This is a genomic window from Streptomyces sp. NPDC096013 (genome assembly GCF_044763565.1).
Taxonomy (GTDB): Bacteria; Actinomycetota; Actinomycetes; order Streptomycetales; family Streptomycetaceae; genus Streptomyces.
The window spans coordinates 720,742-741,312 of record NZ_JBIWGK010000002.1 but is presented as its reverse complement, the minus strand read 5'-3'; the positions used below and the strand labels follow the sequence as shown (position 1 = coordinate 741,312).

At 69.8% G+C, this 20,571-nt stretch carries 23 protein-coding genes; 6 read left to right on the top strand and 17 right to left on the bottom strand.

Going from position 1 to position 20,571, the window contains the following annotated elements; translation table 11 throughout:
- Positions 1-21: 21 nt before the first annotated feature.
- Positions 22-1,254 carry a WD40 repeat domain-containing protein gene (locus ACIRB1_RS10825; RefSeq protein ID WP_403465279.1) on the bottom strand — a complete coding sequence of 411 codons (1,233 nt, stop codon included), beginning with the start codon at positions 1,252-1,254 and terminating at the stop codon, positions 22-24.
- Positions 1,251-1,808 (bottom strand): SigE family RNA polymerase sigma factor, encoded by a 558-nt coding sequence (locus ACIRB1_RS10820; RefSeq protein WP_403465278.1) that lies wholly within the window; start codon positions 1,806-1,808, stop codon positions 1,251-1,253. The genes ACIRB1_RS10825 and ACIRB1_RS10820 overlap by 4 nt, the downstream gene beginning before the upstream one ends.
- Before the next feature lie 142 nt (positions 1,809-1,950).
- Between ACIRB1_RS10820 and ACIRB1_RS10815 the strand changes: the two genes are divergently transcribed.
- Positions 1,951-2,460 carry a hypothetical protein gene (locus ACIRB1_RS10815; RefSeq protein WP_403465277.1) on the top strand — a complete coding sequence of 170 codons (510 nt, stop codon included), beginning with the start codon at positions 1,951-1,953 and terminating at the stop codon, positions 2,458-2,460.
- 65 nt (positions 2,461-2,525) lie between these two features.
- Here the strand turns inward: ACIRB1_RS10815 and dapD are convergent, their stop codons facing one another.
- From dapD to ACIRB1_RS10800, 3 genes are all read right to left on the bottom strand, one after another.
- The gene (gene dapD / locus ACIRB1_RS10810) at positions 2,526-3,515 is read right to left on the bottom strand and encodes a 2,3,4,5-tetrahydropyridine-2,6-dicarboxylate N-succinyltransferase (protein ID WP_266767487.1); all 990 of its coding nucleotides are present in this window, start codon (positions 3,513-3,515) and stop codon (positions 2,526-2,528) included.
- 682 nt (positions 3,516-4,197) lie between these two features.
- Positions 4,198-4,749 carry a TetR/AcrR family transcriptional regulator gene (locus ACIRB1_RS10805; RefSeq protein ID WP_403465276.1) on the bottom strand — a complete coding sequence of 184 codons (552 nt, stop codon included), beginning with the start codon at positions 4,747-4,749 and terminating at the stop codon, positions 4,198-4,200.
- Positions 4,750-4,792: 43 nt separating this feature from the next.
- Positions 4,793-5,113 carry a multidrug efflux SMR transporter gene (locus tag ACIRB1_RS10800; protein WP_352184626.1) on the bottom strand — a complete coding sequence of 107 codons (321 nt, stop codon included), beginning with the start codon at positions 5,111-5,113 and terminating at the stop codon, positions 4,793-4,795.
- A gap of 312 nt (positions 5,114-5,425) precedes the next feature.
- Here ACIRB1_RS10800 and ACIRB1_RS10795 point away from each other — a divergent pair, with 312 nt between their 5' ends.
- Positions 5,426-6,298, top strand: a complete 873-nt coding sequence (locus ACIRB1_RS10795) for an AbfB domain-containing protein (RefSeq protein WP_403465275.1) — start codon at positions 5,426-5,428, stop codon at positions 6,296-6,298.
- Between the two features lie 165 nt (positions 6,299-6,463).
- Here ACIRB1_RS10795 and ACIRB1_RS10790 read toward each other — a convergent pair whose 3' ends face one another.
- From ACIRB1_RS10790 to ACIRB1_RS10755, 8 genes are all read right to left on the bottom strand, one after another.
- Positions 6,464-6,802 carry a metal-sulfur cluster assembly factor gene (locus ACIRB1_RS10790; RefSeq protein ID WP_019060535.1) on the bottom strand — a complete coding sequence of 113 codons (339 nt, stop codon included), beginning with the start codon at positions 6,800-6,802 and terminating at the stop codon, positions 6,464-6,466.
- Positions 6,799-7,272, bottom strand: a complete 474-nt coding sequence (gene sufU / locus ACIRB1_RS10785) for a Fe-S cluster assembly sulfur transfer protein SufU (RefSeq protein ID WP_352184628.1) — start codon at positions 7,270-7,272, stop codon at positions 6,799-6,801. Before sufU ends, ACIRB1_RS10790 begins: the two co-directional genes overlap by 4 nt.
- 16 nt (positions 7,273-7,288) lie before the next feature.
- On the bottom strand, positions 7,289-8,563 hold the full coding sequence (locus ACIRB1_RS10780) for a cysteine desulfurase (protein ID WP_403465274.1): 1,275 nt from the start codon (positions 8,561-8,563) through the stop codon (positions 7,289-7,291).
- Positions 8,560-9,324 (bottom strand): Fe-S cluster assembly ATPase SufC, encoded by a 765-nt coding sequence (sufC, locus tag ACIRB1_RS10775; RefSeq protein WP_266767494.1) that lies wholly within the window; start codon positions 9,322-9,324, stop codon positions 8,560-8,562. The genes ACIRB1_RS10780 and sufC overlap by 4 nt, the downstream gene beginning before the upstream one ends.
- Positions 9,325-9,331: 7 nt before the next feature.
- Positions 9,332-9,661, bottom strand: a complete 330-nt coding sequence (locus tag ACIRB1_RS10770; protein WP_352184630.1) for a bifunctional 3-phenylpropionate/cinnamic acid dioxygenase ferredoxin subunit — start codon at positions 9,659-9,661, stop codon at positions 9,332-9,334.
- Positions 9,661-10,842, bottom strand: coding sequence for a Fe-S cluster assembly protein SufD (gene sufD / locus ACIRB1_RS10765; protein WP_352184631.1), 1,182 nt, complete (start codon positions 10,840-10,842; stop codon positions 9,661-9,663). Before sufD ends, ACIRB1_RS10770 begins: the two co-directional genes overlap by 1 nt.
- 62 nt (positions 10,843-10,904) lie before the next feature.
- Positions 10,905-12,329 (bottom strand): Fe-S cluster assembly protein SufB, encoded by a 1,425-nt coding sequence (gene sufB / locus ACIRB1_RS10760; RefSeq protein WP_352184632.1) that lies wholly within the window; start codon positions 12,327-12,329, stop codon positions 10,905-10,907.
- On the bottom strand, positions 12,326-13,048 hold the full coding sequence (locus tag ACIRB1_RS10755) for a metalloregulator ArsR/SmtB family transcription factor (RefSeq protein WP_352184633.1): 723 nt from the start codon (positions 13,046-13,048) through the stop codon (positions 12,326-12,328). Before ACIRB1_RS10755 ends, sufB begins: the two co-directional genes overlap by 4 nt.
- A 160-nt stretch (positions 13,049-13,208) precedes the next feature.
- Here ACIRB1_RS10755 and ACIRB1_RS10750 point away from each other — a divergent pair, with 160 nt between their 5' ends.
- From ACIRB1_RS10750 to ACIRB1_RS10735, 4 genes are all read left to right on the top strand, one after another.
- Positions 13,209-14,054, top strand: coding sequence for an AAC(3) family N-acetyltransferase (locus tag ACIRB1_RS10750; RefSeq protein ID WP_352184634.1), 846 nt, complete (start codon positions 13,209-13,211; stop codon positions 14,052-14,054).
- Positions 14,055-14,064: 10 nt separating this feature from the next.
- Positions 14,065-14,988 carry an ABC transporter ATP-binding protein gene (locus ACIRB1_RS10745; protein WP_352184635.1) on the top strand — a complete coding sequence of 308 codons (924 nt, stop codon included), beginning with the start codon at positions 14,065-14,067 and terminating at the stop codon, positions 14,986-14,988.
- Positions 14,985-15,752: an ABC transporter permease gene (locus ACIRB1_RS10740; protein WP_352184636.1), complete on the top strand. Its 768-nt coding sequence runs from the start codon at positions 14,985-14,987 to the stop codon at positions 15,750-15,752. Before ACIRB1_RS10745 ends, ACIRB1_RS10740 begins: the two co-directional genes overlap by 4 nt.
- Positions 15,753-15,822: 70 nt before the next feature.
- On the top strand, positions 15,823-16,833 hold the full coding sequence (locus tag ACIRB1_RS10735; protein WP_352184637.1) for a COX15/CtaA family protein: 1,011 nt from the start codon (positions 15,823-15,825) through the stop codon (positions 16,831-16,833).
- 22 nt (positions 16,834-16,855) lie between these two features.
- Here the strand turns inward: ACIRB1_RS10735 and ACIRB1_RS10730 are convergent, their stop codons facing one another.
- The 4 genes from ACIRB1_RS10730 to ACIRB1_RS10715 form a co-directional block, all read right to left on the bottom strand.
- Positions 16,856-17,605 (bottom strand): nucleotidyltransferase domain-containing protein, encoded by a 750-nt coding sequence (locus ACIRB1_RS10730; protein ID WP_403465273.1) that lies wholly within the window; start codon positions 17,603-17,605, stop codon positions 16,856-16,858.
- Positions 17,606-17,623: 18 nt separating this feature from the next.
- Positions 17,624-18,730 carry an amidohydrolase family protein gene (locus ACIRB1_RS10725; protein ID WP_352184639.1) on the bottom strand — a complete coding sequence of 369 codons (1,107 nt, stop codon included), beginning with the start codon at positions 18,728-18,730 and terminating at the stop codon, positions 17,624-17,626.
- 127 nt (positions 18,731-18,857) lie between these two features.
- The gene (locus tag ACIRB1_RS10720; RefSeq protein WP_352184640.1) at positions 18,858-19,190 is read right to left on the bottom strand and encodes a hypothetical protein; all 333 of its coding nucleotides are present in this window, start codon (positions 19,188-19,190) and stop codon (positions 18,858-18,860) included.
- 73 nt (positions 19,191-19,263) lie between these two features.
- Complete coding sequence (locus ACIRB1_RS10715) at positions 19,264-20,217, bottom strand: heme o synthase (RefSeq protein WP_403465389.1); 954 nt, start codon at positions 20,215-20,217, stop codon at positions 19,264-19,266.
- Between the last annotated feature and the right edge of the window lie 354 nt (positions 20,218-20,571).

The following is a 20,571-nucleotide window of genomic DNA, read 5'->3' as shown; positions in this document are numbered from 1 at the left end:
GGTCGGCCCGGCCCCGGTCTCTCAGCGTTGAGCGAAGACGGGCTTCCAGCGTCCGGCGCTGACGTCCGTGCTGCCGCCCAGGAAACCGCTCAGCGGCACCTCCTTGTCGCTGCCGATGGTGACCAGCACCAGCCGCTGGTGGAACTCGCTCTTCCCCGCCCCTTCACCCTTGCCGGTGTCCCAGGCGATGAGTGACCTGTCGTCGGCCCAGGCGAGCAGTTCCTGCCCGTGGATCTCGGTCTTCTCCCCGGTGGCGGAGTCGATGACGTACGACGAGGTGGTCCACGTCTGCCCCGCGAAGTCACCGGCGACGTGCTTGCCGTCGGGAGACAGTCCCGCGGTGATGTACCAGACCAGGTACGTGCTTCCGTCCTCCGGTGCGGGGACCTCGGCGCCGGTGGAGTCGTAGAACAGCTTGTTGACGTCGTCGGAGAGGATGCCGGCCCAGACGTGTCTGCCGTCGGAGGTGAAGGCGAAGTCCTGGCGGTTGTTGACGGAGGTGCTCACCCCGTCCGCCCGCTCGCCGCCGGCCGCGACGCCGCCCCAGGTGCTCTTGCCGGAGGCCACGTCGAAGATGTAGAGACCGGTGCGGCTCGACGGCTTGTCGGGCTCCCCGACGTTGGGGTCCGCCGGCTGGAAGGTCGCGTCGGGGTTGTAGGTGTAGGTCGTCGCGACCAGTTTCCGGCCGTCGGCCGAGAACGACAGGCCGCCGACCTTGTGTGTGACCGGGAACCACCGCTTCACCTCGCCGGTGGCCAGGTCGAGCAGACCGATCCGGGAGGCGGGCAGGGTCCGTTCCAGGACGGCGGCGGTCCTCATGCCCGGGGCGACGGCGACGACCGACCACTTGGGGGCCTTCACGTAGGTGCCGCTCTTGCGGTCGAACAGCCAGTAGGTGCGCTCGGTGACCTTTTCCGTGGCCGACTTCCTGACCGTGGTCGGGATGTAGTAGGCGGCAAGTGCCGTCCGCCCGGCGGCGATCAGCTCGCGCGGCGGCGACTGGTCCGCATGCGCGCTCGTGTTCTCCCGGTCCACGACACCCGTCGGACGGACGTCGTCCTTGCCCGAGGAGAGCCGTGGCACACCCACCGCGAGGGCGACCACGGCGACCGTCGCGATGACGACGGCCACGAGTTGCCGGGTACGGCGGCGGCGCCGGACGGCGAGCACCCAGTCGGCGAACCCCGGTCCCGCCGGCAGCTGTTCGGCGGCCTGTTCACGCAACGTGTCGCGCAGGAGATCGTCGACGTTCACGGGCGCACCTCCGCGGGCGAGTGGTCACGGGAGGACCCGAGCTCGGTGTCGGCCGGCCCCAGGGCGGCCAACTCCGGTGCGAGGACGCGTAGTCGGGCCAGAGAACGGTGGGTGGTGGACCGCACGGTGCCGATCGAGCAGCCGAGGAGACGGGCGACGTCGGCCTCCGGCAGGTCCTCGAAATAGCGGAGGACGAGGACCGTGCGCTGGCGCGCGGTGAGCCGGGAGAGCGCCTCGCGCATCACGACGCGCAGTTCGGCGGCGGACGAGGCGTCCGGGGCCGTGCGGGTCTCCGGCGGTTCGGCGACGGTCAGTTCGCGTCTTCGCCACTTCAGCCGCCACCGGCTGATCTGCTGGCGGTAGAGGATCTGCCGTACATACGCCTCGGGTTCGTCGATCCGCTGCCACCGTCCGGCCGCCTTGGCCAGGGCGTTCTGGAGCAGATCCTCACCGGCGTACCGGTCTCCCCCGCTGAGCAGCACGGCGGTCCTCAGCAGCGCCGACGACCTGTTGTCCACGAAGTCCCGGAAACCTTCCAGCCCTTCGGCATCCATCGTCACCTTCACTCACTTCCCCGACGGCACCCGATGCCCCGCCCCCTGTTCCCCTTGTGACGCGTGCGACGACCGGCCGCTATGCCTGCCACCGCAAGAAATTTCCGCCCACCCCACCCACCCCCTCCCCTACGGTGACCCCATGAGCCGCCGCCCGCTCCTGTTCCTCGACGTCGACGGCCCCCTCAACCCGTATGCCGCACAGCCGGAACGCCGTCCCCAGGGCTGCACCACGATCCGTGTGACCGTGCCCGACCGCCCCCGTCCCCTACGGGTCTGGCTGAACCCCGCGCACGGCCCCGCGCTCCTCGGACTCGGGTACGACCTGCGCTGGGCGACCACGTGGATGGACGCCGCGAACGAGTGGATCGGCCCGGTCGTCGGCCTGCCCGAGCTGCCGTACGTCGACTTCGGTGACCGGCTGTTCGCCGAGCGGCCCGACGGGGTGCACTGGAAGACGGAGGCGATCGTGGCGTACGCCGAGGGGCGTCCCTTCGCCTGGGTGGACGACGAACAGGGCGCGCCCGACGGGGTGTTCGTGACCGCCCGGCATCCCGGACCGGCCCTGCTGCACCACGTGAATCCCCGACTCGGGCTGCGCGAGGGGGACTTCACGGCGCTGGCGGAGTTCGCGGCAACCGTACGCAGCTGACCCCGCACATGGGTCGAGCGCCTCCCCTACGACCGGGAAGACGCTCAACTCACCTGCATGAACCGCTAGTTGTGGCTGTGCAGGATCTCGTTCAGGCCGCCCCAGACCGCGTTGTTCGGGCGGGCCTCGACGGTGCCGGTGACCGAGTTGCGGCGGAAGAGGATGTTGGAGGCGCCGGAGAGTTCACGGGCCTTGACGATCTGGCCGTCGGGCATCGTGACGCGGGTGCCGGCGGTGACGTAGAGCCCGGCCTCGACGACGCACTCGTCGCCGAGCGCGATCCCGACGCCCGCCTCCGCGCCGACCAGGCAGCGCTCGCCGATGGTGATACGGACGTTGCCGCCACCCGACAGCGTGCCCATCGTGGACGCGCCGCCGCCGATGTCCGACCCGTCGCCGACCACGACACCGGCGGAGATCCGGCCCTCGACCATCGACGTGCCGAGCGTGCCAGCGTTGAAGTTGACGAAGCCTTCGTGCATGACCGTGGTGCCCTCGGCGAGGTGCGCGCCGAGCCGGACGCGGTCGGCGTCGGCGATACGGACGCCCTTCGGGGCCACGTAGTCCGTCATGCGGGGGAACTTGTCGACCGAGGTCACCTGAAGGTGCAGGCCCTCGGCGCGCGCGTTCAGCCGCACCTTCTCGACGTCGTCCACGGCGACCGGGCCGAGCGAGGTCCAGGCGACGTTGGCGAGGAAGCCGAACATGCCGTCCAGGCTCTGGCCGTGCGGCTTGACCAGGCGGTGCGAGAGGAGGTGCAGGCGGAGGTAGACGTCGTGCGCGTCGAGCGGCTTGTCGTCGAGGGAGGCGATGACCGTACGGACCGCGATCACCTCGACGCCCCGGCGGGCGTCCGGACCGAGCGCCTTCGCCGCACCGTCACCGAGCAGCTCCACGGCACGCTCGGCGGACAGCCGCTCCGTACCGGCGGGCCCGGGTTCGGCGGACAGTTCGGGAGCGGGGAACCAGGTGTCGAGTACGGTCCCGTCGGCGGCGACGGTGGCGAGCCCGGCGGCAACGGCGCCGGTGGTGCGAGGTGCGGTCGTGTCGGTCATGAGGGAAACCTAACCTGGCGGGGGCGGCCGGGACCAACTCGCCGACGGGGCGTCTCAGCAAACGACACGAAACGGCCCGGACGGACCCCGGCCCACCCGACAAGACGGCCCGGACGGACCCTGGCGCAGCGCCCCGGACGAATCCCGGCCCACCCGGCGATACGGTCTGGACGGACCCTGGCACGCCCCGGAGGGGGCCAGCTTGGGTGACCCCCGCATACCCGGCGAGACGGCCCGGGCGGACTCCCGAGACACCACGGGAACGGCCCTGAACGACCCCCCGGTATACCCGGCAGGACAGCCCCGACGAACTCCCGACAGGCCACAGAAGGGGACGGCTCGGACGGACCCCGACACGCCCCCCGAGGGGCAGCTCGGACGGACCCCGCACGCCACCGGGGACCAGCTCGGGCGAACCCCGGCACACCCGGCGGAACAGCCCGGGCAAAACCCCGACACGTCACGGAGGGGGCAGCTCGGATGGACCCCGACACACCCAACGAGACAGTCAGGGGGACCCCAACACGCCCCGCGGGAGACAGCCTGGCGGACCCCGCCATGCTCGGCGGGACAGCCCTGGCGGGCGGCGGCGACCGAGGTGTCCGTGCCCGGTACCCCGGCAGCCTCCGCGTCACGGGTGCCGGAGAAGACACACGCGGGCCGGGGCGCACCCCGCCCCCCGTCACTCCCCCGCCGCCCCCGGAATCACCCGCCCCAACACCTCCCGCGCATACGCCTCGTCGTACGCCGCGTCCGTCAGCAGGACCTGAAGGCAGATGCCGTCCATCAGCGCGACCAGCGCCCGCGCGGTGACCGGGTCCGTGCGCCGGGAGAGCCGTTCGGCGAGGTCGCGGGCCCACTCGTCGGCGACCGGGCGCAGGGCGGGGCGGCGGAGGGCGGCGAGGTACAGCTCGTACTCCAGTTCCACGCCCGTGCGGTCGCCCGCGAGCCACTCCCCCATCCAGCCCGCCAACTCCGCGGCCAGATCGGCGCGTTGATCCTCCAGACCGCCGCGTCCTGCGATCACCTTGGCGAAGCCCTCGTTGGCCTGGCGCAGGGCCGCGACCATCAGCTCGTCGAGGGTCGTGAAGTGGTACGTCGTCGAGCCGAGCGGCACATCGGCCTCGGCGGCGACGGAACGATGGCTGAGTCCGGCGAGCCCCTTCTCCCCGACCACCCGGATCGCCGCGTCGATGATCCGCTGCCGCCGCTCGGGGTCGTAACGCCGCGCCATCAGTACCTGCCCGCCGTGGTCCTCGGCTCGCGTCCCCCGGCCATCAGTGCGCCCCGCCCAGGTTGAGCAGCACGACCCCGACGATGATCAGCGCGATCCCGGCGGCCTTCGCCAGGGTCATCCCCTCGCCCAGGAACACCGTCCCGATGGCCACGATCGCGGCGGTGCCGAGGCCCGCCCAGATCGCGTAGGCCGTACCCACCGACATGGACTTCAGCGTCTGCGCGAGCAGCGCGAAGGAGAGCACGTATCCGAGGACCGTGAGAACCGAGGGCCACAGCCGGCTGAAGCCGTGGCTGAACTTCATGGCGGTGGTACCGCCCACCTCCGCGGCGATCGCCGTGAGGAGCATCAGGAAGGCCATGTGTACGAGTGTACATAACGGCGCTGACGCAGGAGCCCACACGCCAGTTGGGCCCAGGAGGCGCCGAGGAGTGACCGCGGAGTCCCTTACGTCATGTAGTTCCGCTACGCCCTCGTCACGGCGTTCCGCCACGTCTTCGTCACGGAGTTCCACCACGTCGCACACGCTTCCGGGAAACTCGTAGAAACCGCTCACTGAAACGGCTGCTCGCGCCCCTCTCGCTCCACTACTGTTTCACCGTTCACACACCTGTCACACACCTGGCTTTTACGGTCACGGCCGTCGCCATGGGCGCCGCTGGAGGAACAGCGCATGCCAGACAGCACGTCCCAGCCCCCTTTCCCGCACAACACCCCTTGGGAGAACGGCTGGAACCCCGACAGCTCCCGGCCCCCCGGAACCCGCCGGCTCTGGCTGGCCGGAGCGCTCGCCCTCACCACGATCGCCCTGTGCGTGACGGCAATCGTCGTGACGGACAGGCATCCTGACGCCGCGTCACATACGAAGCGGGCGGACCCGACGTCACCGGACGGCGCGGGCGGTCCCGGTCTGCTCTCGTTCGCCTCACCGTCGAAGAAGGGCACGCCGACACCGGACGAGCACACACCGGCGTCCGCGACGGCGTCCGGCCCCACCGCGTCGACCGCCGCTTCGGACCACAGCGCGACACCGTCCACGAAGGCCCCCGCGCCGCCCAAGTCGACCTCCACACACGGGAGTTCAACGGGCTCGTCCGGCTCCTCCGGCTCCTCCGGCTCGTCCTCCACCGCCCGGACGTCGGTCCGCTCGGTCAACTACCCGGACCGCTACTGGCAGGTGAGCGGCGACTACGTCAAGCTCAACCCGGTCACCTCCGCCGCGGCCCGCGCCGCCGCCACCTTCACCCTGGTCAAGGGCCTTGCGAACAGCTCCTGTTACTCCTTCACCACGGCCGCCGGCACCTACCTCCGCCACCGCGACTTCATCCTCCGCGCGGAACGCAATGACGGCTCCGCCCTCTTCACACAGGACGCCACCTTCTGCCCCCGCACCTCGTCCTACTCCGGCGCGGTGATGCTGGAGTCGGTCAACTACCCCGGCCGCTACCTCCGCCACCAGAACTTCCAACTCAAGCTGGACCGCTACCAGAACAGCACGCAGTACCGGTCGGACTCGGCGTTCCGGCTGGTGGACGGGCTCAACTAGCCGGGCACGTCACGAAAGACGATCAGCGAGGCCTTGGGCCGTGTCGCACGCGTCGACGACCACGTAACGCGAAGAAACGGCCATACCCGAAGGTATGGCCGTTCCTGGTGTGCCAGCAGGCTCAGATGTTCGCGTCAGCAGGCTCGGACGTCCGCGTCGGCAGGATCAGACGTTGAAGCCCAGCGCCCGCAGCTGGTCGCGGCCGTCGTCCGTGATCTTGTCGGGGCCCCACGGCGGCATCCAGACCCAGTTGATGCGGAGTTCGTTGACGAGGCCGTCCGTGGCGGACTTGGCCTGGTCCTCGATGACGTCCGTCAGCGGGCAGGCCGCCGAGGTCAGGGTCATGTCGATGGTGGCGATGTTGGCGTCGTCGATGTGGACGCCGTAGATCAGTCCGAGGTTGACGACGTCGATGCCCAGTTCGGGGTCGACGACGTCGAGGAGGGCCTCGCGGACCTCCTCCTCGGAGGCGGGCTTGATCTCCATGGTCTCGGTGTCGCTCATGCCGTCTTCCTTTCCGCGTCGGCGTCGGCTCCGCCCAGGGCCTGGGCCGTCGCGTCCTTCCACGCCATCCAGCTGAGGAGGGCGCACTTCACCCGTGCCGGGTACTTGGAGACACCGGCGAACGCGATCGCGTCCTCCAGTACCTCCTCCATCGCGTCGTCGGGCTCGATCCTGCCCTTGGACTGCATCAGCTCCAGGAAGGTCTCCTGGATCTTCTGCGCGTCGGAGAGGTCCTTGCCGACGAGGAGGTCGTTCAGTACGGAGGCCGATGCCTGGCTGATCGAGCAGCCCTGGCCCTCGTAGGAGATGTCCGTGATCTGCTCGCCGTCGTACTTCACGCGCAGCGTGATCTCGTCGCCGCACGTCGGGTTGACGTGGTGCACCTCGGCGTCGCCATCCCGCAAGCCCCGGCCGTGCGGGTGCTTGTAGTGGTCCAGGATGACTTCCTGGTACATCGAATCAAGCTTCACGATTCCAGCCAGCCCCTCAGCCGAAGAAGTTCCGTACGTGCTCCAAGCCGTCGACCAGTGCGTCGATCTCGGCCGGCGTGGAGTACAGATAGAACGACGCTCGCGTGGTCGCAGGAATTCCGTAGCGCAGGCAGACCGGGCGGGCGCAGTGGTGGCCGACCCGGACCGCGATGCCTTCCTCGTCCAGCACCTGGCCCACGTCGTGCGGGTGGATGTCACCCAGCGTGAAGGAGATCGCCGCGCCCCGGTCCTCGGCCGTCGTCGGGCCGATGATCTTCAGGTCGGGGACGTCCAGCAAGCGCTTCACGGCGTACTCGGTCAGCGCGTGCTCATGGGCGAGGATCTTGTCCATGCCGATCGAGGACAGGTAGTCGATCGCCGCGCCGAGGCCCACGGCCTGGGCGATCGGCGGGGTGCCCGCCTCGAACTTGTGCGGCGCTGGAGCGTATGTCGACGAGTGCATCGACACGGTCTCGATCATCTCGCCGCCGCCGAGGAACGGGGGCAGGTCCTCCAGGAGCTCCTGGCGGCCCCACAGCACGCCGATGCCCGTCGGACCGCACATCTTGTGGCCGGTGAAGGCCACGAAGTCGGCCTGGAGCGCCTGCACGTCCAGCGGCATGTGCGGCGCGGCCTGCGAGGCGTCGATCAGGACCAGGGCCCCGACCTCCTGTGCCCGGCGCACTATCTTCTCGACCGGGTTGACCGTGCCGAGGATGTTCGACACCAGCACGAAGGAGACGATCTTCGTCTTCTCGGTGATGATCTCGTCGATGTTCGACAGGTCGAGGCGGCCGTCGTCGGTGAGGCCGAACCACTTCAGCTTCGCGCCCGTGCGCTGCGAGAGCAGCTGCCACGGCACGATGTTGGAGTGGTGCTCCATCTCCGTGATGACGATCTCGGTCTCGTGGTCCACGCGGTAGGGCTCGTCGGCCCAGCCCAGCATGTTGGCCACGAGGTTGAGCGACTCGGAGGCGTTCTTGGTGAAGATCACCTCGTCGCGGGAGGGCGCGTTGACGAACGTCGCGACCTTGTCCCGCGCGCCCTCGTACAGTGCCGTGGCCTCTTCGGCGAGCACATGCACACCGCGGTGGACGTTGGCGTTGTAGCGCTCGTAGTACTCGTTCAGGGCGTCCAGGACCTGGCGCGGCTTCTGCGAGGTCGCCGCGTTGTCCAGGTACACGAGCTTCTTGCCGTCGTGAACCGTGCGGTCCAGGATGGGGAAGTCCTTGCGGAGCGCCTCGTCGAGTAGTTGAGATGAACTCGTGAGGAGGCCCGGCAGCTGCGTCACGCTGATACGCCACCCTTCGTGTAGACCTCGTAGCCCTCGTTCTCCAGCTTGTCGGCGAGCTCGGCGCCGCCGGACTCGACGATCTTGCCGCCGGAGAAGACGTGCACGAAGTCGGGTTTGATGTAGCGCAGGATGCGCGTGTAGTGCGTGATCAGCAGGGTGCCGACCTCGCCGGTCTCGCGGACCCGGTTGACGCCCTCGGAGACGACGCGGAGGGCGTCGACGTCGAGGCCGGAGTCGGTCTCGTCGAGGATCGCGATCTTCGGCTTGAGCAGCTCCAGCTGAAGGATCTCGTGGCGCTTCTTCTCACCGCCGGAGAAGCCCTCGTTGACGTTGCGCTCGGCGAAGGCGGGGTCCATGGAGAGGCGCTCCATGGTCTCCTTGACCTCCTTCACCCAGGTCCGCAGCTTGGGGGCCTCGCCGCGGACGGCGGTGGCGGAGGTGCGGAGGAAGTTGGAGACGGAGACACCGGGGACCTCGACCGGGTACTGCATCGCGAGGAAGAGGCCGGCGCGGGCGCGCTCGTCGACGGACATCTCCAGGACGTCCTCGCCGTCGAGGGTGACGGTGCCGCCGGTGATCGTGTACTTGGGGTGACCCGCGAGCGAGTAGGCGAGCGTCGACTTGCCGGAGCCGTTCGGGCCCATGATGGCGTGGGTCTCGCCCTGCTTCACGGTGAGGTCGACGCCCTTGAGGATCTCCTTCGTGGCGTTGTCGGCCTCGACGGTGACGTGCAGGTCGTGGATTTCAAGCGTTGCCATGGGTTCCTCAGGACTCCTGGGTGAGGGAGGCGCGTACGTCAACGAAGACGCTGCCCCCTTCGATCTTTACGGGGTAAACGGGTACGGGGCGCGTGGCGGGGAGGCCGGACGGCTTGCCGGTGCGCAGGTCGAACGCGGAGCCGTGCAGCCAGCACTCGATCTGGCAGTCCTCCACCTCGCCCTCGGAGAGCGAGACGTTCGCGTGCGAGCAGATGTCGTTGATCGCGAACACCTCCCCCTCGGTCTTCACGACCGAGACCGGCGTGCCGTCGAGCTCCACCCGCTTCGGGGTGTCGTCCTCCAGCTCGCCGAGACCGCAGGCGCGTACGAAGGTCATCAGACCGACGCCTCCAGCTCCGCGTCGATCTTCTCGAGCAGCCGCTCCTCGATGTCGGTGACACCGATCTGCTGGACGAGTTCGGCGAAGAAGCCGCGGACGACCAGACGGCGGGCGTCGTCGGCGGGGATGCCGCGGGCCATCAGGTAGAAGAGCTGCTCGTCGTCGAAGCGGCCGGTCGCGGAGGCGTGGCCGGCGCCGACGATCTCGCCTGTCTCGATCTCCAGGTTCGGCACGGAGTCGACCCGGGCGCCGTCGGTCAGCACGAGGTTGCGGTTCATCTCGTACGTGTCGGTGCCCTCGGCGGCGGCCTCGATGAGGACGTCTCCGATCCACACCGCGTGGGCGCCCTCGCCCTGCAACGCGCCCTTGTACATGACGTTGGACTTGCAGTGCGGGGTGTTGTGGTCGACCAGGAGACGGTGCTCCTGGTGCTGGCCCGCGTCCGTGAAGTACAGGCCGAACAGCTCGGCGTCGCCGCCGGGTCCGGCGTAGGCCACGCGCGGGTGCAGTCGTACGACATCGCCGCCGAAGGTGACGACGAACGACTTGAACGTGGCGTCCCGGCCGATCAGGGCGTTGTGCTGGCCGACGTGCACGGCCTTGTCGTCCCAGTCCTGGACGGAGACGACGGTGAGCTTGGCGCCGTCGCCGAGGATGTAGTCGACGTTGGCGGCGAGGACCGCGTCACCGGTGTGGTCGATGACGACGACGGCCTCGGCGAAGGCTCCCAGCTCGATGACCTGGTGGCCGTAGGCGACGCCGCCCTCGCCGTGCACGACGATGCGGATCGGCTCGGTGAGGACCGTCTCCTTGGGGACGGTCACGACCGAGGCCTTCTCGAAGGACGAGTAGGCCTGCGCGGCCACGCGGTCCACCGGGGTGCCCGCCTTGCCGAGCCGTGCGTCGTCACGGCCGACGGTCTCCACGGTGACCCCCTCGGGGGACCCGATGGCGACCTTGACGCCCTCGCCGGTGGCGACCGCGGTGCCGTCGTGCAGCCCGCGCAGGCGCTCCAGCGGGGTGAACCGCCACTCCTCCTCGCGGCCGTGGGGGACGGGGAAGTCCGCCACGTCGAAGGACGGGGGCGCGCTCATGCGCGTGGCGACGGTCGACTCGGCGGCAACTGCCACCGCGCCGGCGGTGGTTGACCCCACCGGAATGCTCTGAGCCTCAGCCATGGCTGTCGGTCTGCTCTCTTTCCTGCGTCAGAATTCGCTGGCTACGTACGGAAGAACCGGTCTTAACCGACCGAGCCTTCCATCTGCAGCTCGATCAGCCGGTTGAGTTCGAGGGCGTACTCCATCGGCAGCTCCTTGGCGATCGGCTCGACGAAGCCGCGCACGATCATCGCCATCGCCTCGAACTCGGTCAGACCGCGGCTCATCAGGTAGAAGAGCTGGTCCTCGGAGACCTTGGAGACGGTCGCCTCGTGGCCCATGGACACGTCGTCCTCGCGGACGTCGACGTACGGGTACGTGTCCGAGCGGGAGATGGTGTCGACGAGCAGCGCGTCGCAGAGCACGTTCGACTTGGAGCCGTGGGCGCCCTCGCCGATCTCGACGAGACCGCGGTAGGACGTACGGCCGCCGCCGCGCGCCACCGACTTGGAGACGATGTTGGAGGACGTGTTCGGCGCCATGTGGACCATCTTGGAGCCGGCGTCCTGGTGCTGGCCCTCGCCCGCGAAGGCGATGGAGAGGGTCTCGCCCTTGGCGTGCTCGCCCATCAGGTAGACGGCCGGGTACTTCATCGTCACCTTGGAGCCGATGTTGCCGTCGATCCACTCCATGGTCGCGCCCTCGTACGCCACGGCGCGCTTGGTGACCAGGTTGTAGACGTTGTTCGACCAGTTCTGGATGGTCGTGTAGCGGCAGCGGGCGTTCTTCTTCACGATGATCTCGACGACCGCGGAGTGCAGCGAGTCCGACTTGTAGATCGGCGCCGTACAGCCCTCGACGTAGTGCACGTAGGCACCCTCGTCGACGATGATCAGGGTCCGCTCGAACTGGCCCATGTTCTCCGTGTTGATGCGGAAGTAGGCCTGGAGCGGGATCTCGACGTGCACGCCCTTCGGCACGTAGATGAAGGAACCGCCGGACCACACGGCCGTGTTGAGCGACGCGAACTTGTTGTCGCCGACCGGGATGACGGTGCCGAAGTACTCCTTGAAGAGCTCCGGGTGCTCCTTCAGCGCGGTGTCGGTGTCGAGGAAGATGACGCCCTGCTCCTCCAGGTCCTCACGGATCTGGTGGTAGACGACCTCGGACTCGTACTGCGCGGCGACACCGGCGACGAGGCGCTGCTTCTCCGCCTCGGGGATGCCGAGCTTGTCGTACGTGTTCTTGATGTCCTCGGGCAGGTCCTCCCAGGACTCCGCCTGCTTCTCCGTGGAGCGCACGAAGTACTTGATGTTGTCGAAGTCGATGCCGGAGAGGTCGGAGCCCCAGTTCGGCATGGGCTTCTTCTCGAACAGGCGCAGGCCCTTGAGACGGAGCTTGGTCATCCACTCCGGCTCGTTCTTCTTGCCGGAGATGTCCCGGACGACGTCCTCGTTGATGCCGCGCTTCGCGGAGGCACCGGCCACGTCGGAGTCGGCCCAGCCGTATTCGTAGGTGCCCAGACCCTCGAGCTCGGGGTGGGCGGTCTCCTCGATGGGGAGCGTCATGCGGGGTTCCTCCCGGCGTCACTTACAGATGTGTTAGCTGCGTTCTTGGAAATCTTCGGGATAAACGTGGTGCACACGCCGTCGCCGTGGGCGATGGTGGCCAGTCGCTGGACATGGGTGCCGAGCAGCTGGGAGAAGAGCTCCGTCTCCGCATCGCACAGTTGCGGGAACTGCTCGGCGACATGGGCGACCGGGCAGTGGTGCTGGCAGAGCTGCTCACCGACCGGTGCGCTACGCGCCGTAGCAGCGTACCCGTCCGCGCTCAGGGCCTTGGCCAGCGCTTCCGCGCGGTTCTCGGGGGCGACGGCCTCGACGGCCTTGCGGTAGGCGATGGCCTGGGCGGCCATGCGGTCGCGGGCGAAGGCGACGATCGCCTCGTCCCCGCCGCCCTGTGCGGCGATCCAGCGCAGGGCGTCCGCGGCGAGCTTGTCGTAGGACTGGTCGAAGGCGTCCCGGCCGCAGTCGGTCAGGGCGAACACCTTGGCGGGGCGGCCGCGCGTGCGCGCTCCGTAGACCCGCTGCTCGCGTGCTTCCACGACGTCGTCGGCGACGAGTGCGTCGAGATGGCGGCGCACGGCGGCCTGGGTCAGCCCCAGCCGGCCGGCGAGGTCGGCGACGGTCGACGGGCCGTGGTCCAGGATGGAGCGCGCGACGCGGTTGCGGGTGGACCGCTCACCGGTCGCGAGTTCCTCCTGCGGAGCCTCGCCAACGTTTTTCACAACGCCATTGTTGCGTAATTCCTCAGAGGCAGGCAACCCGCGTCCGGCGGATGGACGGTGCGCTGCATCACTTAGGCATACCTAATCTGACCTGCGGGAACGATCTTTGATCGATCAATTCACTGGCCCCCGCGCGCCCCTTGCGGGAGACTCCTCCACCATGCCCGTACCCCCTCCCACCGGCCCACTTGTCACCCGGGACACAGTCGCCGCACAGCTGCGCGCCCTCGGTGTCCGCCCCGGCGAGACCCTGCTCGTCCACACCTCCCTCAGCTCCCTCGGATGGGTCTGCGGAGGCGCCGTGTCGCTCGTCCAAGGAGTGCTCGACGCCCTCGGCCCGGACGGCACCCTGGTCGTCCCCACCCAGACCGGCGACCTCTCGGACCCGGCCCACTGGGCGAACCCGCCGGTCCCCCAGGAGTGGTGGGACACCATCCGCACCGCCATGCCGCCCTACGACCCCCTCGTCACGCCCTCGCGGGGCGTCGGCGTGGTCCCGGAGACCGTGCGCACCTGGCCCGGAGCCGAGCGCTCGGCGCATCCGCAGACGTCCTTCGCGGCGGTCGGTGCGCGGGCGGCCGAGGTCGTCGCCGGGCACGCGACCGACTGCCGGCTCGGCGAGCGCAGCCCCCTGGCCCGCCTGGAGGCCCTCCACGCGCGCGTGCTGCTGCTCGGCGCGGGCTACGACACCTGCACGAGCTTCCATCTCGCCGAGTACCGCATACCCTCGCCGCTGGTCCGGGTCGGCCGCCCCGGACCGGACGGCTGGGAGACGGTCACCGAGGTGTCGATCTCCTCCGACCGCTTCGACGAGCTGGGCCACGACTTCGAGCGGGACCGTCCCGCCGGCCACCCGGTGCTCCGCGGCACGGTGGGCGCGGCCGACGCCCGCCTGTTCCCGGTGGCGGACGCCGTGGCCTACGCCGAACGGTGGCTGGCGCTGCACCGTTCCCGTGAGGAGGAGATCCCGGCACCCGCCCGCCTGCGGCGCGGGCCGCGTACCTAGACTCGGGCCCATGCGAAGTGAGCCCGTGCTCCAGGTCCAGGCCCTGGTGAAGCGGTACGGCACGAAGACCGCGGTGAACGGCCTCGACCTGGTGGCCGGTGCGGGAGTCACCGCGGTGCTCGGCCCCAACGGGGCGGGCAAGACGACCACGGTCGAGACCTGCGAGGGGTACCGGAGGCCGGACGCCGGCGCGGTACGCGTCCTGGGCCTCGACCCGGTCCGTGAGTCCGCCGCCCTGCGCCCCAGAATCGGCGTGATGCTCCAGTCCGGCGGCGTCTACTCGGGCGCCCGCGCCGACGAGATGCTCCGCCACATCGCCAAGCTGCACGCGCACCCGCTGGACGTGGACGCGCTCATCGAGCGCCTGGGCCTGGGCAGCTGCGGCCGCACGACCTACCGGCGGCTGTCCGGCGGCCAGCAGCAGCGCCTCGCGCTCGCGATGGCCGTCGTGGGCCGCCCCGAACTGGTCTTCCTGGACGAGCCGACCGCCGGCCTCGACCCGCAGGCCCGCCGCGCGACCTGGGACCTCGTCAGGGACCTCCGCACGGACGGCGTCTCGGTCGTCCTCACGACCCACCACATGGACGAGGCCGAGCAGCTCGCCGACGACGTCGCGATCATCGACGCCGGCAAGGTCATCGCGCAGGGCTCCCCCGAGGAGCTGTGCCGCGGCGGCGCCGAGAACACCCTCCGCTTCAGCGGGCGCCCCGGCCTCGACGTCGGCTCCCTGCTGAAGGCGCTCCCGGCCGACTCCACGGCCGCGGAACTGACCCCGGGCTCCTACCGCGTCGGCGGCAAGGTCGACCCGCAACTGCTCGCCACGGTCACCTCCTGGTGCGCGCAGCACGGGGTGATGCCGGAGAAGATCTCGGTCGAACGGCACACCCTGGAGGACGTTTTTCTTGAGCTGACCGGCAAGGAGCTGCGCGGATGACCACGGCGACCTACGCGCCCGCACCGGGGGCGGCCCCGCTCCCCCGCATGATCGCGGCACAGGCGGTCCTGGAGACGAAGATGCTTCTGCGGAACGGCGAGCAGCTCCTGTTGACGGTCGTGATCCCCACCCTCCTGCTCGTCCTGTTCAGCTCGGTGGACATCGTCGACACCGGCAAGGGCAAGTCCGTCGACTTCCTCACCCCGGGCATCCTGGCCCTCGCCGTGATGTCGACGGCGTTCACCGGCCAGGCCATCGCGACGGGCTTCGAGCGGCGCTACGGCGTCCTGAAGCGCCTCGCGTCCTCCCCGCTGCCCCGCTGGGGTCTGATGACCGCGAAGACGGTCTCGGTGCTGGTCACGGAGATCCTCCAGATCATCCTGCTGACGGCGATCGCCTTCGCGCTGGGCTGGTCCCCGCACGGCAACCCCTTCGCGGTGTTCCTGCTCCTGGTCCTCGGCACGGCGGCCTTCTCGGGTCTCGGCCTGCTGATGGCGGGCACCCTGAAGGCCGAGGCCACGCTCGCCGCCGCGAACCTGGTGTTCCTGCTGCTCCTGGTCGGCGGCGGAGTCATCGTGCCGATGGACAAGTACCCGTCGGGGGTGCAGGACGTGCTGGGCCTGCTGCCCATCTCGGCGCTGTCGGACGGCCTGCGGGACGTGCTCCAGCACGGGGCCGGGATGCCCTGGGGCGACCTCGGCATCCTGGGCGTGTGGGCGGTCGTCGGGCTGGCGGCGGCGGGAAGATTCTTCCGCTGGGAGTAACCGGGTCACGGGGTCCCTCGCGCAACCCCCGGGGGACCCTCGTGAACGCGTGCACAAGCACCCCCCTACGATGGTCCCCGTGCCAAACGTGACCCGCGCCGACGTCGTAGCCGCCGCGCGCAACCCCCTCGCCTTCATCGCCGCACGCTGGACCCCGGATTCCCGGACGGTGCGGCGGGCGGCTCTCGCCGCACTCGTCATGTCGGTGGTCATCGTGGTCACCGGCGGTGCCGTGCGGCTGACGGGATCGGGGCTCGGCTGCCCGACCTGGCCCAAGTGCACGGACGACTCGCTCACCACGACCAGCGCGATGGGCTTCCACGGAGCCATCGAGTTCGGCAACCGCATGCTGACGTACGTCCTGTGCGCCGCCGTCGGCTGGGCGATCATCGCGGCGCGTTCGCAGAAGCCGTGGCGGCGCGGGCTGACCCGGCTGGGCTGGGCCCAGTTCTGGATCGTGATGAGCAACGCGGTCCTCGGCGGCATCGTGGTGCTCGTCGGCCTCAACCCCTACACGGTCGCGGCCCACTTCCTGCTCTCCTCGGCGCTGATCGCGGTGGCCACGCTGATGTGGCAGCGCAGCCGGGAGGGCGACGCGGAGCCCAAGCCGCTGGTCGGCAAGGCCGTGCAGCAGCTGGTGTGGTTCCTGGTCACCGCCTCCGTGCTGCTGATCGCGGTCGGCACGGTCGTCACCGGCGCGGGTCCGCACGCGGGCGACTCCAAGGAGGTCGACCGCATCCCGATCGACTGGGAGACGGTCGCCAAGCTGCACGCGGTGCTCGCCTGGATCGTGGTCACGCTGACCTTCGCCCTGTGGTTCGTCCTCAAGGCGGTCGACGCCCCCAAGGGCCCCCTGGACCGCACCCGCGACCTGTTCCTGATCCTGCTCTCCCAGGGCGTCATCGGGTACGTCCAGTACTTCACGAACCTCCCCGAGGCCCTGGTCGCCCTCCACATGCTCGGCTCGTGCCTGGTGTGGATCGGCGTGCTGCGGGTGCTGCTGTCGCTCCGCGAGCGGCCGGAGGTCGTTGCCGACCTGCCCGGCCCGTCGGTGGAACAGTCGCTCCCCACGCGCGCGTGAGGCATCACCCGCGCTGAACGGCTCACCCGTAGCGGGTCACCAGGTCGTCGATCGCCGGGCCCAGATAGGCCCGGGTCAGCTCCGCCCTGCGGTGGAGCCAGTCGCCCTCCACGGAGGCAGCGGACGGCGCCGTACCGTCGTAACGCCTCCGTACGACGTCCGCCACGACCTCCGCCGGGGCGCCCAGCGCGGGCAGCAGGTCGAGGGCCTCGCGCTTGGTGATCAGGCGGCCGTCCCTGCGGGTGACGGTCGCGCGGGCGAAGGTGGTCAGGCCCACGTCGACCCAGACGTCCTGGAGCCAGAGCTGCGGCTTGTCGACGGCCGGCCGCCAGAACTCCCGCTGGTCGCGTACGACGAACTCGGCCAGCTCCTGGTCCGTCACCTCCGGGAGCAGGTCCTTCGGTGATCCGCCGTGCAGCACCCGCCCGAACGCGTGCAGTTCACGCCGGGTGACAGGTGTGACGGGCCGACGGGTGACGTGGTCGTGGGCCCAGGTCAGGTGGCGCTGGTTGGGGGCGTCCTGCGTGCCGGGCGCGAGGTAGCTGCAATGCAGCCGGACCGCGAGGGGGTCGGTGCGCAGGCCCCGGTGCAGGGCGACGAGGCTGCGGGCGGTGCTCGGCTTGAGCGGGTGGTCCAGGATCGCTATCAGGTCCAGGTCGCTGCGGCCCTCCTGGTAGTCGCCCCCGGCGAGCGAACCGTGGGCCCACACGGCGAGGGGGGCCAGTGGGGCCAGTTCGTTCAGGAAGCGGTCGAGCAAGGCGTCGGTCGGCATGGGCCCAGTCTGTACAGCTCACTCCAGCCCGTACACCCTCTTCGCGTTGCCGACCGCGATCAGTCCCGCGACCCGCTGCGCGTCGGCCGGCGACCAGGCTCCGTCGGCGACCCAGGCGCCGAGCACGCGCCCGAGCGCGTCGCGGAACAACCGGGCGCCCACGACGTGCAGTTCGGGCAGCCCGTGGGCCCCGCTGGAGAAGAGGATCTTGCCGAAGGGGGCCAGCTCCAGGATCTCGGCGAGCACGGTCGCGGCGCGGGCGCCGGTGCGGACGAGGGCGGCGCCCGAGTCGGCGTAGACATGCGGGAAGACACCGGCGAGGTGGGCCGCGTGGCGGTGGTACGGGTAGCTGTGCAGCAGGATCAGGTCGGTGCCGAGTCCGGCCGTCGCGCGGACGAAGTCGGTGAGCAGGACGGGGTCGGTGCGGTCGATACGCAGGCCCGGTTCGCCCAGTCCGGCGTGCAGTTGGAGCGGCAGCCCGGACGCCACGGCGATCCACAGCAGGTGGCGCAGCAGCACGGGGTCGCTGAGCGTCCCGCCGACCCGGCGCCCGGCCAGCCAGCGGGCCGCCGCGCCGCGCACCTCGCCGGGGCCCGGCGGTTCGGGAGCGAGCGCGAGGCCGTGCCGTACGCCCGCCACGGAGGTGAAGGCGACCGCGCTCGCGGCGGCGCCGTGCACCGACTCGGCGAGGTTGGCGAGGAAGGACTCGACGGTGCCGGAGGTGTCGGCGACCTGTTCCGCGAGGAGTTCGAGGCGGACGATCTCCCGCGCGTCCGCCTGCCCCGCCGTCGCCATCTCGGCGGGGCCCGTGAGGTCGCCCGGCAGGCCCGTGTCGATCAGGTACGTCGTGATGCCGCTGCCGCGCAGCAGCCTGCGGCCCGCTTCCAGTACGCCCAGTTCACGACGGCGGGCGAGATAGCGGGCGGGCGGGCAGTGCGGCTCCAGGCCGAGCAGGGGCGGGCACCAGCGTCGTACGGCGAAGCCCGTCTGGGTGTCGAAGAGGGTGGTGCCGGGGGCGGGTGGGCCCTCCGTGCGGGCGAGTTGGGCCTCGAAGGTGCCGAGGCCCAGCTCCGTTCTCAGTACGCCGTGGCAGTACTGGTCCACGAGGGACGGCGTTTCGATCATCCGGGCTCCCCGTTGCTGGACCTTGTGTTCCTGAGGTCCTAACGGGTGAATCGGGTGTGAGGTGTTGCTCGTCCACACCCCGTGTGAGGGACGCCGCGCCTCCGGGGGCGCGATTCATGGGCCCTGTTCAGCTGTTGCTCGGGCCGCCCACCTGGATGCCCGCCATGCGGGTCCACTCGTACGGGCCCGTTTTCACCTTGGCCGCGAACTCGCCGTCGAAGGCCTCGTGGACGGTGATCCCGGACTTCTCGACGGCCTGCTGGGCGATCTCGTAGGAGGTGGCCACCAGGTCGCCCCAGGCGCCGTCCTCGCCGACGAGGACGATGCGGGCGCCGCGTTCGCCGATGTAGGCGACCTGGCCCTCGGCGCCGCCGTGTGCCGTGGAGAAGGTGCCGATCTGCTTGGCGAGGCGGGCCACCTGGCGCTCGGCCTTCGCGTCAACCTGCTGCGTGTCTGCCATGGCCAGGATGCTACCGACGAGTAGCGCCGAGGGCGACGGGCGGGGTCCGTGACTCCCGCCTCAGCGGGCCCCCTCACCTGAGGAAGGGGTCCACCGCGATCGCCACGAACAGGATCGACACATAGGTGATCGACCAGTGGAACAGCCGCATCTCCTTGAGCTTGCCGCCGGTCACCTCGGCCTTGGCGCGGTTCTGAAGCCCGTGCGCCTCCCACAGCCAGAACCCGCCGGCCAGCAGCGCGACCAGGGTGTAGAACCAGCCGGTGTAGCCGAGAGGCGTCAGCAGCAGCGAGACGGCGACCATGACCCAGCTGTAGATCACGATCTGCCGGGCGACGACCTTGTTGGAGGCGACGACCGGGAGCATCGGCACGCCCACGCGCGCGTAGTCGTCCTTGACCTTCATCGACAGCGGCCAGTAGTGCGGCGGCGTCCAGAAGAACATGACGAGGAAGAGGATGACGGGGGCCCAGGACATGGAGTCCGTGACCGCGGACCAGCCGATGAGGACCGGGAGACAGCCGGCGATGCCGCCCCACACGATGTTCTGCGACGTACGCCTCTTGAGGAGCATCGTGTAGACGACGACGTAGAAGAGGAGCGCGCCGAGCGCGAGCCAGGCGGACAGCCAGTTGACGGTCAGGCCGAACATCAGGGTCGAGATGACCGCGAGCGAGATGCCGAAGGCGAGGCACTCGCGGGGGCTGACCATGCCGGTGACCAGGGGCCGCTGCGAGGTGCGGTCCATGAGCGCGTCGATGTCGCGGTCGATGTACATGTTCAGCGCGTTGGCGCCGCCGGCGGACAGATAGCCGCCGACACAGGTGAGGAGGACCAGCTTGAGGTCCGGCACACCCTGCTGGGCCAGGAACATCACCGGAACGGTGGTGATCAGCAGCAGCTCGATGATCCGCGGCTTGGTCAGCGCCACGAACGCCATGACCCGGGCCCCGATCGGCCGCCGGCTCGGGCTCTGGCTCGCCCCGACAATCCCCGCTGGACGGGATTCAACGGCCGTCACGCACACCCCTGACAGAGACATCCCAGCAAGCCTTCGGGTGTGAACTCCCCGTAAAGGCTCACGCGTACCACGCCACTGTAGACGTTGCCCAGACCCGGACATTCGCGGGGGTGGGGTCGTGTTGGACGGGGCCCCCGGAAGAGCTGATCACCACTCTGTTGAGCACTCGAACGAGCACCTCCGTATTCAGTTGCCGGATACGAAACGACCCAGTCGGGAGGCGGATCCGCGAGAGTCCCGGCAGTCTGGAATGACTCGAAAAAATGCACGTTCTCACGGGGGTAGGCTCGACAACGGCCGGTGGGCGCCAAGTGCACCGGCATCCGACATGCGTGACATGTGGAGAGGAGCCCTGACCCA

What these genes read in the sequence shown, in the direction of transcription:
- sufC (WP_266767494.1), bottom strand. Translation starts at nt 9,324, where the DNA reads ATGGCAACGCTTGAAATCCACGACCTGCACGTCACCGTCGAGGCCGAC.
- ACIRB1_RS10740 (WP_352184636.1), top strand. Translation starts at nt 14,985, where the DNA reads ATGACCACGGCGACCTACGCGCCCGCACCGGGGGCGGCCCCGCTCCCC.
- ACIRB1_RS10800 (WP_352184626.1), bottom strand. Translation starts at nt 5,113, where the DNA reads ATGGCCTTCCTGATGCTCCTCACGGCGATCGCCGCGGAGGTGGGCGGT.
- ACIRB1_RS10730 (WP_403465273.1), bottom strand. Translation starts at nt 17,605, where the DNA reads ATGCCGACCGACGCCTTGCTCGACCGCTTCCTGAACGAACTGGCCCCA.
- ACIRB1_RS10725 (WP_352184639.1), bottom strand. Translation starts at nt 18,730, where the DNA reads ATGATCGAAACGCCGTCCCTCGTGGACCAGTACTGCCACGGCGTACTG.
- ACIRB1_RS10735 (WP_352184637.1), top strand. Translation starts at nt 15,823, where the DNA reads ATGGTCCCCGTGCCAAACGTGACCCGCGCCGACGTCGTAGCCGCCGCG.
- ACIRB1_RS10770 (WP_352184630.1), bottom strand. Translation starts at nt 9,661, where the DNA reads ATGACCTTCGTACGCGCCTGCGGTCTCGGCGAGCTGGAGGACGACACC.
- ACIRB1_RS10805 (WP_403465276.1), bottom strand. Translation starts at nt 4,749, where the DNA reads ATGGCGCGGCGTTACGACCCCGAGCGGCGGCAGCGGATCATCGACGCG.
- sufD (WP_352184631.1), bottom strand. Translation starts at nt 10,842, where the DNA reads ATGGCTGAGGCTCAGAGCATTCCGGTGGGGTCAACCACCGCCGGCGCG.
- ACIRB1_RS10795 (WP_403465275.1), top strand. Translation starts at nt 5,426, where the DNA reads ATGCCAGACAGCACGTCCCAGCCCCCTTTCCCGCACAACACCCCTTGG.
- dapD (WP_266767487.1), bottom strand. Translation starts at nt 3,515, where the DNA reads ATGACCGACACGACCGCACCTCGCACCACCGGCGCCGTTGCCGCCGGG.
- ACIRB1_RS10790 (WP_019060535.1), bottom strand. Translation starts at nt 6,802, where the DNA reads ATGAGCGACACCGAGACCATGGAGATCAAGCCCGCCTCCGAGGAGGAG.
- sufB (WP_352184632.1), bottom strand. Translation starts at nt 12,329, where the DNA reads ATGACGCTCCCCATCGAGGAGACCGCCCACCCCGAGCTCGAGGGTCTG.
- ACIRB1_RS10815 (WP_403465277.1), top strand. Translation starts at nt 1,951, where the DNA reads ATGAGCCGCCGCCCGCTCCTGTTCCTCGACGTCGACGGCCCCCTCAAC.
- ACIRB1_RS10720 (WP_352184640.1), bottom strand. Translation starts at nt 19,190, where the DNA reads ATGGCAGACACGCAGCAGGTTGACGCGAAGGCCGAGCGCCAGGTGGCC.
- ACIRB1_RS10820 (WP_403465278.1), bottom strand. Translation starts at nt 1,808, where the DNA reads ATGGATGCCGAAGGGCTGGAAGGTTTCCGGGACTTCGTGGACAACAGG.
- ACIRB1_RS10745 (WP_352184635.1), top strand. Translation starts at nt 14,065, where the DNA reads ATGCGAAGTGAGCCCGTGCTCCAGGTCCAGGCCCTGGTGAAGCGGTAC.
- ACIRB1_RS10750 (WP_352184634.1), top strand. Translation starts at nt 13,209, where the DNA reads ATGCCCGTACCCCCTCCCACCGGCCCACTTGTCACCCGGGACACAGTC.